General features: G+C 62.3%; 12 protein-coding genes. 11 read left to right on the top strand and 1 reads right to left on the bottom strand.

Going from position 1 to position 12,288, the window contains the following annotated elements; translation table 11 throughout:
• Window positions 1-81 precede the first annotated feature (81 nt).
• Window positions 82-522: a helix-turn-helix domain-containing protein gene (locus J3D60_RS07120; protein ID WP_027608482.1), complete on the top strand. Its 441-nt coding sequence runs from the start codon at window positions 82-84 to the stop codon at window positions 520-522.
• Here the strand turns inward: J3D60_RS07120 and J3D60_RS07115 are convergent.
• Window positions 510-1,436, bottom strand: coding sequence for a LysR family transcriptional regulator (locus J3D60_RS07115; protein WP_115488350.1), 927 nt, complete (start codon window positions 1,434-1,436; stop codon window positions 510-512). The genes J3D60_RS07120 and J3D60_RS07115 overlap by 13 nt on opposite strands.
• 297 nt (window positions 1,437-1,733) lie before the next feature.
• Here J3D60_RS07115 and J3D60_RS07110 point away from each other — a divergent pair, with 297 nt between their 5' ends.
• The 10 genes from J3D60_RS07110 (at window position 1,734) to J3D60_RS07065 (ending at window position 12,267) form a co-directional block, all read left to right on the top strand.
• Complete coding sequence (locus tag J3D60_RS07110) at window positions 1,734-2,861, top strand: FAD-dependent oxidoreductase (protein ID WP_253490607.1); 1,128 nt, start codon at window positions 1,734-1,736, stop codon at window positions 2,859-2,861.
• Between the two features lie 15 nt (window positions 2,862-2,876).
• A complete protein-coding gene (locus J3D60_RS07105) occupies window positions 2,877-3,893 on the top strand; it encodes an SMP-30/gluconolactonase/LRE family protein (RefSeq protein WP_253490606.1) in 1,017 nt (338 codons plus the stop codon).
• A gap of 29 nt (window positions 3,894-3,922) precedes the next feature.
• Window positions 3,923-5,206, top strand: coding sequence for a histidinol dehydrogenase (gene hisD, locus J3D60_RS07100; protein WP_027608478.1), 1,284 nt, complete (start codon window positions 3,923-3,925; stop codon window positions 5,204-5,206).
• Window positions 5,206-5,958 (top strand): SDR family NAD(P)-dependent oxidoreductase, encoded by a 753-nt coding sequence (locus J3D60_RS07095; protein WP_027608477.1) that lies wholly within the window; start codon window positions 5,206-5,208, stop codon window positions 5,956-5,958. The genes hisD and J3D60_RS07095 overlap by 1 nt, the downstream gene beginning before the upstream one ends.
• A gap of 11 nt (window positions 5,959-5,969) precedes the next feature.
• Complete coding sequence (locus tag J3D60_RS07090) at window positions 5,970-6,401, top strand: VOC family protein (RefSeq protein WP_027608476.1); 432 nt, start codon at window positions 5,970-5,972, stop codon at window positions 6,399-6,401.
• Window positions 6,398-7,390, top strand: coding sequence for a fumarylacetoacetate hydrolase family protein (locus J3D60_RS07085; RefSeq protein ID WP_027608475.1), 993 nt, complete (start codon window positions 6,398-6,400; stop codon window positions 7,388-7,390). The genes J3D60_RS07090 and J3D60_RS07085 overlap by 4 nt, the downstream gene beginning before the upstream one ends.
• 1 nt (window position 7,391) lies before the next feature.
• Window positions 7,392-8,333 (top strand): NAD-dependent epimerase/dehydratase family protein, encoded by a 942-nt coding sequence (locus tag J3D60_RS07080; protein ID WP_092356976.1) that lies wholly within the window; start codon window positions 7,392-7,394, stop codon window positions 8,331-8,333.
• 48 nt (window positions 8,334-8,381) lie between these two features.
• On the top strand, window positions 8,382-9,620 hold the full coding sequence (locus tag J3D60_RS07075) for an MFS transporter (protein WP_027608473.1): 1,239 nt from the start codon (window positions 8,382-8,384) through the stop codon (window positions 9,618-9,620).
• 82 nt (window positions 9,621-9,702) lie between these two features.
• Window positions 9,703-11,127: a carbohydrate porin gene (locus tag J3D60_RS07070; RefSeq protein WP_253490605.1), complete on the top strand. Its 1,425-nt coding sequence runs from the start codon at window positions 9,703-9,705 to the stop codon at window positions 11,125-11,127.
• Between the two features lie 165 nt (window positions 11,128-11,292).
• Complete coding sequence (locus J3D60_RS07065; RefSeq protein ID WP_253490604.1) at window positions 11,293-12,267, top strand: VOC family protein; 975 nt, start codon at window positions 11,293-11,295, stop codon at window positions 12,265-12,267.
• Window positions 12,268-12,288 lie beyond the last annotated feature (21 nt).

Below are 12,288 nucleotides of genomic sequence, written 5' to 3'. Positions count from 1 at the left end.
CCGGCAGGCGGAAGACGGCACTTTAATGTAGGTCGGTTACCTGAATGTACGTACCCCCCAGGGGCTGGCAGGGAGAGTGGGATGCACAAAGGTGAAGGCTCGATGCATGTGGTCGACAAGATTCAGCGCCAGGCGCTGGATGATCTGAAAGCGCGGGTGCTGCGCGGCGGCAATGATCCCCATGGCCCTGTGCGTGAATCCCTGGCTCGGCTTGGCGATCGCTGGACCCCGTTGCTGTTGCTGGTACTGCACACCGGTACGCTGCGCTTTACCGAACTGCAACGGCAGGTCAACGATATGGCGGAGGGTAGCTTGTCGCAGCGCATTCTCACCCTCAAGCTGCGTGCGCTGGAACGTGACGGCATGCTCGAACGTCGTGTGATCGCTACCATTCCGCCGCAGGTGGAATACAGCCTCAAGCCATTGGGCGTTTCATTGGTTACCCAGTTTGAGGCGCTGCTGGTGTGGCTCGAACAACAGGCCCCGGTCATCGAGGCCGCCCGCCAGGCCTACGATGCCTGATCGGGATCCATTGAGTTGGCGGTCTCGATGATCAGGTTGCGCAACCAGGCCAGCCCGGGGTCGAGCTGCTGGTATTTGTTCCACTGCATGGACATGGTCAGCGGCGGCGCGGTCCAGGGGGCGGATACGATCCGCAGCGGCAAGTATTGTGCCCATCTCTCCGCCAGGCGACGGTGCATGGTGGCGACCCGCAGGGTACCGATCAGAAACGGCGGCACACTGTTGAAGGTGTTGGTGGTCACTTCCACCCGGCGTGTGAACCCGAAACTGCGCGCAAACCACTCATCAGCCATGGGGGCGCGATGCTCGCCGCCCCAGCGCACCAGCACGTGCCCCAGCGCCTTATAGTCATCCATGGACAAAGGCCCATTGGCGGCCGGATGGTCCTTGCACATCACGCACACGTATTCATCGCTGAACAGCGCCACACAGGGGTGTTCCTTGAGGATGTTCTTGTCCGGCAGCACCAGGAAGTCCACGTGCCCACGCTCGATCTCAAGGGCGGCCTCATCCGTAGGCAGGAACTGTTCGATGGAGCATGACGGTGCCAGGGTGTTCAGCCTGCGACTGACCTCGGGCAGCAGCACCATGCCCACATAATCCGACGCCATCAGCGTGAAGTTTCGGCGTGCCAGGTCCGGCTGGAATCGGCTGCGGTTTTCCAAGGTGGAGCGCATCTGGATCAGCAAATCACGAATCGGCTGGGCCAGGGTTTCGGCCATCGGTGTACGGACCATCCTGCGACCGACCTGTACCAGTAAATCATCTTCGAAATAGTCGCGCAGGCGTGACAACGCCGCACTGGTGGCCGGCTGGCTGAGATGCAGGCGCTCACCGGTACGGGTGATGTTCTGCTCCGCCAGCAGCATGTCCAGCACCACGAGGAGGTTCAAATCCAAACCGTGAAAGCGCATGGCGTTACTCCGTTTTTTATGATTGTGCTTACGGGCATCCAGGCTTGTTATACCTGCCTGGCAAAGGATTTGAAACGCAAATAGCGGTGGCTGTTGGGCTATCCATCTGATGGATGGGACCTATCCGAACAAACAATTTCCGGCATACCTGAGGGGTGAGTAAGGTTGGCCCATGTTCAGCCAGCCCCCTGTGAGGCCGGCCATAACAACAATAAATATGGAGAGCAGTCCTGTGCCCCACCTCACGCTTCCAAGCCTGTGTGCCCACTTCACTCTGCATCCAAGAGGAGTGCGTTGATGAGCGCCATCAAGCGTGTGCTGATCGTCGGCGGTGGCATCGGCGGCCTCAGCGCCGCCATCGCCCTGCGCAAGTCCGGCGTAGTGGTCGATATTGTCGAAATCAGCCCCCAGGCCAAGGTGTATCACGTGGGTATCGTGGTCCAGGCCAACTGCATTCGCGCCATGGCGCAACTGGGTATTGCCGACGCGGCCGTGGCCGCCGGTTTCCCTTACAAGGGCCTGCGCATCTGCAACCAGCAGGGGGAGGTAAAAGCCGAACTCAGTGGTGCACGGCTGGCCGGCGAGCAGTATCCCGCGAACCTCGGACTGACCCGTCCGGCGTTGCATCAGGTATTGCTTGATGCGGTGGCCGCCAGTGGCGCCAACCTGCGTCTGGGCCTGACCTTCAGTGATATTTCTCAACATGAACACGGCGTCAGCGTGGGGTTCACCGACGGCAGTCGGGGTGATTATGACCTGGTGGTGGGGGCCGACGGTGTGTACTCCAAAGTGCGTACGACGGTATTCGGCGAGCAGTACACGCCGCAATTCACGGGGCAGGGCGTGTGGCGCTACAACCTGCCACGGCCCAAGGACCTGCTCTGGTCGCACATGTTTGAGGGCAAGCCGGGCGGCAAGGCTGGCTACACGCCATTGACCGAAGACAGCCTGTACATCCTGTCGGTGTTCGAAGAACCCGGCAACCCGTTCTTCGACCCGGACACGCTGGCCGCCGAGTTCCGCCGACGCCTTGAAGGCTACGGCGGCCTGGTACCGGAGCTGAGCGCCCAGATCACCGACAACACCCAAGTGGTCTATCGCCCGCTGGAAGCCCTGTTGATGCCGGCCCCCTGGTACCGCGGGCGCGTGTTGTTGATTGGCGATGCCGCGCACGCCACCACGCCGCACATGGGCCAGGGCGCCGCGCAGGCGGTGGAGGATGCCGTGGTGCTGGGTGAACTGTGTGGCGCCGAGCTGAGCCTGGCCGAGGTGCTCGAAGGTTTCATGCTGCGTCGCTACGAGCGTTGCAAATTCATCAACCAAGGGTCCGTGCAGATCGGCGAGTGGGAGCAGCGGCCGACACCGGATGCCAACTTCGCCGGTTTGATGAAACAAATGATCGATGTAGTCGCCCAGCCTATATGACCCAAGGACATGCTCATGCAACGTAATCCGCTCAAAGGCTGGCAGGTCGACCGCGACGCTATCGGTTTCATCGGCCACGACCTGCAACGCCCCGAATGCATCATCGCCCAGCCCGACGGCAGCCTGTGGTCCGCCGACGCACGTGGCGGGGTGATGCATATTACTGCCAATGGCGAGCAGACCTTGTTGGCGCCCACGCAGGTGGAGGCGCAGGCGGCGTCCTTCGAATCGCGCTATGTGCAGTCCCAGGGCGCGTCGCTGCCCAATGGCCTGGCGCTGACGGAGCAGGGCGACTTCATCATCTGCAACTGGGGCCTGGACCGTATCGAGAAGCTCGACCTCCAGGGCCATGTCCAGGTGCTGTTTGACCAGCTCGACGGCAAGCCCATGGGCAAGACCAACTTCCCTCTACGGGATCGCAAGGGGCGTATCTGGTTCACGGTAACGACCACGATGCAACCGTGGACCGACTCGATCAATTCCGGCGTGCTGGATGGCTACATCGGCGTGATCGACGCCCAGGGCATTCGCATCGTCGCCGAAGGGTTTGGCGGCACCAACGAAATCCGCTTCGACGACAACGAAGAATGGTTGTACGTGGTGGAAAGCAATGTGCGGCGAATCTCCCGCCTGCGCCAGCAGGCCGACGGCTCGCTAGGGGAGCGTGAAGTGTTTGGCCCGGCGGAGCTGGAGGGCTTTCCCGACGGTTTTGCCTTCGACAGCTTCGGCAACCTGTGGGTGACCTTGGTGATGAGCGACAAGCTGATTGCCCTGACCCCCGATGGCGAAGTACTCAACCTGCTTGATGACGGTAACCCGGTCGCCACAGCGTTGCTGAACCAGCACTACCGCGCCAAAACCCTCACCCCGCAGATCATGCAGGCTGCCCACGGCACACTGGCACCGTGGATGGCCAGCCTGACGTTTGGCGGGCCCGATTTGAAAACCGTGTACCTGGGCAGTCTGCAGGGCACACGCATTCCGTTTTTCCGGGCGCCACTGGCGGGCCAACCGCTGATCCACTGGCGCTGAATACCGAATAACAAGACAGGAACCGGCTCATGATTCGTTATCTGAAAAAAGGCAAACCGGCGGAGCACAAGGCGGCACTCAACGCCCAGGTGCGCGACACGGTCGAACAGATTATCCATGCGATCGATCAGCGCGGTGAAGCGGCTGTGCGGGAGTACTCGCAACAGTTCGACGGCTGGAACCCGCCGAGCCTGCGGCTGAGCCAGGAGCAGATCCAGGCGTGCATAGACAGCCTGTCGCCCCAGGCCATTGAGGACATCACCTTCGCCCAGGCCCAGATCCGTCGCTTCGCCCAAATCCAGTTGCTGTCGATGCGCGACGTGGAGGTCGAAACCCTGCCGGGCGTGGTGCTCGGGCACAAGCACATCCCGGTGAGTTCGGTAGGCTGTTACATCCCTGGCGGCAAGTACCCGCTGCTGGCCTCGGCGCACATGAGCGTGCTTACCGCCAAAGTGGCCGGTGTGAAACGCGTGATCGCCTGTGCACCGCCATTCGATGGCCAGCCGTCGCCGGAGATCATCGCCGCGATGGCCATGGCGGGGGCTGATGAAATCTATGTGATGGGTGGCGTGCAAGGTGTCGCTGCCATGGCCCTGGGCACCGAACACATCGAGAAGGTCGACATGATCGTCGGTCCGGGCAATGCCTACGTGGCCGAAGCCAAGCGTCAACTGTACGGTCGCGTCGGTATTGACCTGTTCGCCGGGCCTACGGAAACCATGGTCATCTGCGATGACACGGTGGATGCCGAACTGGTGGCGGTCGACCTGCTGGGCCAGGCCGAACATGGGCCGACTTCACCGGCGTTTTGCGTGACCACCAGCCGCCGTATTGCCGAAGAATTGCCGGCGGCCATCGAGCAGGTGCTCGCGCGCCTGGACACCGCTCCGGTGGCCAGTGTGGCCTGGCGCGACTATGGCGAGATCATCTTGTGTGACAGCGACGAAGAGATGCTCGCCGAATCCGAGCGCATCTGCTCTGAACACGTGCAGGTGATGACCCGCGACCCGGACTGGTTCCTGGCGCGCATGACTCACTATGGCGGCCTGTTCCTGGGGCATCGCACCAATGTGTCCTACGGCGACAAAGTGATCGGCACCAATCACACGCTGCCGACCATGGGCGCCGGGCGTTACACCGGCGGGCTCTGGGTGGGCAAGTTCATCAAGACTCATACCTACCAGCGGGTGCTCACAGACGAAGCCAGCGTGGCCATCGGTGAAGTCTGCTCGCGGTTGTGTGCACTGGAGCATTTCTCCGGCCACAAGGAACAGGCGGATATCCGTGTGCGTCGCCTGAAGAAGGCCTCCTGATGGGCCGCCTGGAAGGCAAGGTCGCCGTCGTTACCGGAGCCACCGGCGGGTTGGGGGTGGTGATCTGCCATGCCCTGGCCCGCGCGGGTGCCAGCGTAGTGGCGGGGTACAACCGCTCCAGCGATGCCGCCCATACCCTGGTGACTGACCTGCCGACTGTTGCCGGTGGCCACCTCGCCGTGGCGGCACCTGTCACCGACAGCGCCATGCTCGAGCGACTGGCCACTCAGGTACAGAGGCACTTTGGGCGTTGCGACATTCTGGTCAATTGCGCCGGCACGACGCGGTTTGTCGAACATGCCGACCTTGAGGGTCTGGATGACGGGCTGATCGACAATATCCTGGCCATCAACGTGCGCGGTCCGATCGCCTGTATCCGGGCCTTGGCACCGCTGCTCAAGGCCGGCGGCGATGGGCTGGTGGTGAACATCAGCTCGATTGCCGCGCGTACGGCGATGGGCAGCAATATTGCCTACTGCGCGAGCAAGGCGGCGGTGGACAACCTGACCCAGTCCCTGGCCCGTGCCCTGGCGCCTCAGGTAAGGGTGGTGTCGGTGGCGCCGGGGTTGGCCGATACGGAGTTCGTCCAGGGCCTGGCCCAGGGCTGGCGTGACGAGCAAGCCGCACGTACCCCGTTGGGTCGCCTGGCCTTGCCCGAAGAGGTCGCCCAGGCGGTGTTGGCCCTGGCCTGCCACCTGACATTTACCACCGGCGCGGTCATCCCAGTGGATGGCGGTCGGGCACTGAACTGAGGAAGGCTGCCATGTTTGCGATCAAACCCCACCACGGCGGGATCAGCGTCCCCGACCTGGAGGCGTCCATCGGCTGGTACCGGCGGATGCTCGGTTTCGAGCTGGAAAGCCGCGCCTACATTGACCGGATCCCGGCGCATATCGCCTTTATCCGCTGCGGCGACTACCGCATCGAGCTGTTCCAGTTGGACCAAGCGCACCCGTTACCGAGTGACCGTCGCGAGCCGCACCTGGACCTCAAGACCCACGGCCACAAGCACTTGTGCTTTGCCGTGCAGGATGCCGCGACTGCCTTCCACGCGTTGCGCGGCAAAGGTGCCGACATCGTTTTTGAGACGGTCATCGAAGGCAGCCCCATGGGCTTTGTGCGCGACAACAGCGGCAATCTGCTGGAACTCATTGAATGCCCGGCCCTGTGGTCCGGGCCAGGAGCACACCGATGAAACTTGCAACCCTGAAGGATCACACCCGCGATGGGCGCTTGGTGGTTGTCAGTCGCGACCTGGGCCGCGCGGTGCTGGCCAGTGGAATCGCCGGCACCCTGCAGGCTGCGCTGGAAGAATGGCCCCGCTGCGAACCGGCATTGCAGCAGTTGTCCGCCGCACTTAACGCAGGCCGGGCACCCCAGGCGTTCGATTTTGACCCGCGCGCGGCCATGGCACCGCTGCCCCGTGCCTACCAATGGGCCGATGCCTCGTCGTTCCTCAACCACGGCAGCCTGATGGAGCGTGCGTACAATCTGGACATCAAGAAAGATCCCGGCGTGCCTATCATCTACCAGGGCGCCGGGGACGATTTCTTCGGTGCCTGCGACGATTACCCGGTGCCCGGCGAGGACCACCAGATCGATTTCGAGGGCGAGGTGGCAGTGGTGCTTGATGATGTGCCCATGGGCGTTCAGCCAACGGCAGCGGCGGGGCATATCAAGTTGCTGATGCTGCTCAACGACGTGAGCCTGCGCGCGCATCTGTTCAAGGAGGTGAGTATCGGTTTCGGTCCACTGCGGGCCAAACCCAGTACGGTGTTTGCGCCGGTGGCGGTCACCCCGGATGAACTGGGCGAAGCCTGGCACGACGGCCGCGTCAAGCTGCCGCTGCATGTGCAGTGCAACGGCCAGCGTTTCGGCGAACCCAACGGCGATGAAATGGACTTCAGCTTCCCGGAACTGGTAATGCACCTGGCTCGTACCCGCAACTTGCGCGCCGGTACGGTGCTGGGCTCGGGCACCTTCTCCAACCGTGACTACACCGCCAAAGGCTCGGCCTGCCTGGCCGAGCGACGTGCAATAGAAGTGATCGAGCAGGGTGAGGCGAACACGCCTTTCCTGAAATTCGGCGACCGTTTGCGCTTTGAAATCTTTGGCCTGGACGGGCAAAGCCTGTTCGGCGCCATCGATCACCGGTTTGTTCCAGCCCCCGTGCAGGAGCACTGACATGCATGTATTGATCACCGGCGCCAATGGTTTTGTGGGCGCCACCCTGGTACGTCGCTTACTGGCCGATCCCTATGCACTGCCGGGCTGGACACGTTTGACCCTGCTGGACCTGGCGTTTCCTCAGATACCGCCGGACCCCCGCGTGCGCTGCCTTGCCGGCAGTATCGCCGACCTGCGGTTGCTGGCCGATGCCCTGGAAACGCCGGTCGATATCGCCTTCCATTTGGCGAGCATCCCCGGTGGGGCCGCCGAGCGCGACTACAGCCTGGGCCGTCGAGTCAACCTGGACGCCACGTTGGCGTTGCTGGAAGGGCTCAAGGATCAACCCAACCCGGCGCGGGTAGTGTTCGCCAGCACCATTGCGGTGTATGGCTCGCCCTTGGCGACCGCGGTAGACGACCATACGCCCCTGCACCCGCAATTGAGTTACGCCACCCAGAAATTGATGGGTGAGTTGCTGATCGATGATTTCAGCCGCCGTGGCTGGATCGATGGCATCAGCCTGCGCTTACCGGGCATTGTGGCCCGCCCGCCGCAACCTTCCGGGTTGTTGTCGGCGTTCATGAGCGAGGTGTTCTGGGCGCTGGCGGCGGGCACGCGTTTCGAGTGCCCGGTATCGCCGCAGGCGCAGGCCTGGTGGATGTCGGCGGCACGCTGTGTCGATAACCTGCTGCACGCCGCTACGCTGGCGCCCGAGCGACTGGTGGCGCGGCGAGTGTTCGCGCTGCCGGTGTTGCACCTGAGTATGGCGCAGTTGGTCGACGGGCTGTGCAGGCGTTTCGGCGAAGACCGCCGTGCACAGGTGGAGTACCAGCCTGATGAACACCTGGAGGCGAATTTCGGCCGCTACCCGCCCTTGCATGCCGAGGCATCCGAAGCCCTGGGCTTGCGCCATGATGGAGGCATCGAGCAACTGATCGAGCGAACCCTGCAGTTGTAATACCCCAGCGTGCGTTTCACCCTTTAATAATAACAATCCGGAGAGGCCATGAACGCTCCTACCCGCGTCACCCAGTCAAAGGCGACCCTCGCGACGTACCTGTTGTTGTTGATCAATTGTCTGTCACCGATGGCGGCCATCGTGGTAGCGCCGAGCCTGCCACAGATGCAGGCGCATTTTTCCGACGTGCCTAACGTCGAGTTCCTGATCCCGGTGGCACTGACTATTCCCGGCTTGCTGGTGGCGTTGCTCAGCCCGCTGGTGGGCGTGTTGGCCGATCGGTATGGGCGCAAGCAATTGCTGGTGGCGTCGATTGTCGGCTACGGCGTGTTCGGCCTGATGCCGATGTTCCTCGACTCGCTCTACGCAATCATCGTCAGTCGTATCGCCCTGGGCTGCGTGGAGGCGGTGGTGGTGACCATCAGCACCATGCTGATCGGCGACTACTACAGCGGTGCGCAACGCCAGAAGTACCTGGCGCTGCAAACCACCTTTGCGTCGTCGTCGGCGATCCTGTTCTTCATGGTAGGCGGCGCCTTGGGTGAACTTGGCTGGCGCATGCCCTATGTGGTCTACGCGGTGCCCCTGGCACTGGCGCTATTGAGCAAGGTCATGCTGTGGGAACCGCGCGCCGCCAGCATGGCGTCGGACGAAGAGCAGGCGCGCAACAACGTGAGCTTTCGGCCGTTGCTGATGCTGGGGATTTGTGTGGTGACCTTCATCGGCGCGGTTATGTTCATGATCCTGCAGATCCAGATGGCCTACCTGCTCGGGGACATCGGCGAACCGTCGCCGCAGACCGCCGGCCTCGTCGCGTCGGCGTGCAGCGTGATGATCGTGCTGGGTACTCTTAGCGTGCACCTGCTGACTCGCCTGGGCCTGCGCACCCCCCATTGCCTGGCCCTGGCCTTTGGCCTGATCGCTACCAGCTTTCTGTTGATTCCGGCGATGCACACCTGGCAGGCAATCATGGTTGTTGCACTGATCAACGGCCTGGGCTGCGGCCTGATGTTGCCCACCCTGGCCATCTGGAACATGCGTGAACTGCCGTGGCAGCGCCGCGGGTTGGGCACTGGCATGTGGTACGGCAGCTACTGCCTGGGCATGTTTTTCAGCCCGATCCTGGTCGTGGCCGTTGGCAAGGTCAGCGGAAGCCTGGCCACCACCATTGGCTGGGCCGGCTGGCTCTGCCTGCCGGTGGTACTGCTGGCACTCGGCGCCAGCCTGGTGAAGTGCCGCGCGGCACGCAACCTGCGCCTGACCGGCGTCAATCTCGAAGACGCCTGACCCTGGAATGACCGAACACTCCGGTGCCCTGGTACCGGAGCAGGCCCCCCTTATCTCATAAAAACAACAAAAGAGACTGAACATGACGATTCGAATGGCGGTTGGTTGTGCATTGATCATCGTGACGGCAGGCCCCGCCCTGGCTGCCGCCGCGCCGAGCGACGAGTACCCGAATGAAAAAGTCGGTCCGCGCGTATTGAATGTGGAGCCCAATGTGCCACCCAAAAGTGGCAAGCTTCTTGAGGCGCAGGGCAAGTGGCTCAACGACCATGGTGTGAGCCCGCACCTGTCGATGACTGAAATTTACCTGCGCAACCCCAGCGCCGGCCTGTACACCGGTAACCACGAGTCACTGACCATCTTTGCCATCGGCGCCGACTTCAACCTCGACAAGCTCATTGGCCTGCCCGGTGGGACGATCCACTTCGAGCAGCTGTACGTGCCCTGGACCAGCAACCTGGACTACGGTGGGCAGGTGGGTGATGTGATTGCCGGTAAACCGGGCCCTTACATTCCGAATGTCAGCCACCTGAGCCTGTTCACCTACGAGCAGAAATTGCTCGACGACAAGCTGTCAGTCGAAGCGGGCAAGAGCAACGCCGGCAACTACTTTGCGCTGCCACTGTGCAACGTGCCGCTGGGATGCGTGAACGCGATCCTGCAGGACACGGCCGGTATCAACCCGCCGCCCTACGCCAACTGGGGTGCGCGCGTCGGCTACGATTTCAGCCCCGCCGTGCGCGCGCAGGTCGGTGCGTGGCGCAGCAACAATGCCTATCCTTTCACCAACGGCTGGGAGCGCGACGTCGGCGAAAGTGGCGGCACCTTGAGTACGGTTTACCTGGCGAACCTGGCCTATCGCACCGACTATCGCATGCAAGCCTACCCGCAAACGTTCGAGGTGCTGGGCTTTCACAATAACGGGCAACAGACCGACCCCTATTTCACGGTCAACGGCACTTCGAAAGTCACTGACACAACTGCCGCTGCCGATACCCGCAAGGGCGTGACAGGTTTCTACCTGGGCGCCAAGAAAACCGTCTGGCGCCAGGACGGCGGCGCCACCCAAGACCTCAACCCAACAGCGGTAGCAGCCTATGCCAGCTTGACCCACACACTTGATGAAGGCACCACCAATGGCGTCGGCACCCAAGGCAACGCAGGGCTGATTCTTTCTGCACCCTTTCGCAGCCGACCGTTCGACAGCTATTCGGTGAACGTCAACTGGGCACAGCTGACCAGTCGCGAGCAACGCTTCCTTGAAGAGGCCCACGCGGCATCGGGCGGTGGCAGCTACCGCCCCGGGCGCAACGAGTATGCGGTCGCGCTGGACGCCAACTTCATCCTCACCGACAGCATCGTTCTCAGCCCCTTCGTGCTGCGTACGTGGGGAGCCAGCAGTTGGTTGAACCCCTACACCGGCGTCAACCCGCGCGATGGTTATGCCGCCGGGCTGCTGTTGCATGTGCAATTCGACGAGATGCTGGGTTTGAACAGCCGTCACTGATTCGCCGCACTCCATGGCGGGCGTCTGAAGCCATCCACGCCATGGATAGAACCCATGTCGACAAACGATTAGTCGGCATGGGCCGGGCTTCTTACTCTGGCCTTAGACCCCTGTTTGACGAGGACACAACCATGCAGCGCAATTTCACTTTCCAGGAGACCTGAGATGGCGATCATCGGCATCGACACCCTGTTGTATGGCGTCGAGGACCTGGCCCTGGCCTCGCGCTTCTTTGATGATTTCGGCCTGGTGCGCCTCAGTGCCAACGATCAGGAAAGCCTGTATCGACTGGAGGAAGGCTCGACCATTATCGTGCGCGAAATGCATCACCCCTCTATTCCGGCGTCGCGCTACGAAGGCTTCGGTGTGAAGGAGACCATCTGGGGCGTGGACAACGCTGAAAACCTGGCGCGGCTGGTCGCCGACTTGTCCAGCGACCGTGAGGTTCTCCTGGGCGAGGATGATGCCTGGCACTTTCTCAGCGATTGCGGCCAGGCCTTGGGGCTTCGCGTGTTCAACCGCAGGAAAGTCACTTACGCCCCCGACCCGGTCAACGCTGCCGGCAACGTCAACCGTCTCAACCAGCACCGCAAATGGCGCACGCGGGCTCGACCTAAAACCATCAACCACGTGGTGTTTGCCGTGGATGACTATTGGCAGAGCTTTGCGTTCTTTCGCGACCGTCTGAACTTTCGCCTGTCCGACCATCAGAAAGGCGTGGGTACCTACCTGCGCGCCGACGGTGCCAATGAGCACCACAACACCTTCCTGCTCAATAACAAGGCACCGGGGGCGGGCGGGGTGCCGCGTTTTCATCACACCTGCTTCGGGGTCGAGGACTTCGACGAGGTGATGGTCGGCTCCAATTACATGACCCGACGCGGTTGGCAGCATGGCTTTCTCGGTACCGGCCGCCACCGCATCGCTTCGGCAATCTTCTGCTACTTCAACTCACCCACCGGTGGTGAGGCCGAGTACGGCGCCGACACCGATTACCTCGACGACAGTTGGGTACCGCGCGAATGGGAGTTTCGCTTCGGCACGGCCCAGTGGATGGGCAACCCGCCTGCGTTCATGCAGGACGACATTCCCTGGGACGTGACCTTTTACCAGGGCGAATTCCCGGCTATGCGCCGCTGATTTTCACAAGGATTGACCCAT

Origin of the sequence: Pseudomonas sp. S3E17, assembly GCF_024168685.1 — a bacterium.
Lineage (GTDB): Bacteria > Pseudomonadota > Gammaproteobacteria > Pseudomonadales > Pseudomonadaceae > Aquipseudomonas > Aquipseudomonas marginalis.
Note: the sequence above shows the minus strand (reverse complement) of the source record. Positions and strands in the feature narration are given on the sequence as shown.

Excerpts from the sequence above, each read along its gene's own strand:
- J3D60_RS07105 (WP_253490606.1), top strand. The coding sequence starts at position 2,877 with ATGCAACGTAATCCGCTCAAAGGCTGGCAGGTCGACCGCGACGCTATC.
- hisD (WP_027608478.1), top strand. The coding sequence starts at position 3,923 with ATGATTCGTTATCTGAAAAAAGGCAAACCGGCGGAGCACAAGGCGGCA.
- J3D60_RS07085 (WP_027608475.1), top strand. The coding sequence starts at position 6,398 with ATGAAACTTGCAACCCTGAAGGATCACACCCGCGATGGGCGCTTGGTG.
- J3D60_RS07115 (WP_115488350.1), bottom strand. The coding sequence starts at position 1,436 with ATGCGCTTTCACGGTTTGGATTTGAACCTCCTCGTGGTGCTGGACATG.
- J3D60_RS07120 (WP_027608482.1), top strand. The coding sequence starts at position 82 with ATGCACAAAGGTGAAGGCTCGATGCATGTGGTCGACAAGATTCAGCGC.
- J3D60_RS07065 (WP_253490604.1), top strand. The coding sequence starts at position 11,293 with ATGGCGATCATCGGCATCGACACCCTGTTGTATGGCGTCGAGGACCTG.
- J3D60_RS07075 (WP_027608473.1), top strand. The coding sequence starts at position 8,382 with ATGAACGCTCCTACCCGCGTCACCCAGTCAAAGGCGACCCTCGCGACG.
- J3D60_RS07095 (WP_027608477.1), top strand. The coding sequence starts at position 5,206 with ATGGGCCGCCTGGAAGGCAAGGTCGCCGTCGTTACCGGAGCCACCGGC.
- J3D60_RS07110 (WP_253490607.1), top strand. The coding sequence starts at position 1,734 with ATGAGCGCCATCAAGCGTGTGCTGATCGTCGGCGGTGGCATCGGCGGC.
- J3D60_RS07080 (WP_092356976.1), top strand. The coding sequence starts at position 7,392 with ATGCATGTATTGATCACCGGCGCCAATGGTTTTGTGGGCGCCACCCTG.
- J3D60_RS07090 (WP_027608476.1), top strand. The coding sequence starts at position 5,970 with ATGTTTGCGATCAAACCCCACCACGGCGGGATCAGCGTCCCCGACCTG.
- J3D60_RS07070 (WP_253490605.1), top strand. The coding sequence starts at position 9,703 with ATGACGATTCGAATGGCGGTTGGTTGTGCATTGATCATCGTGACGGCA.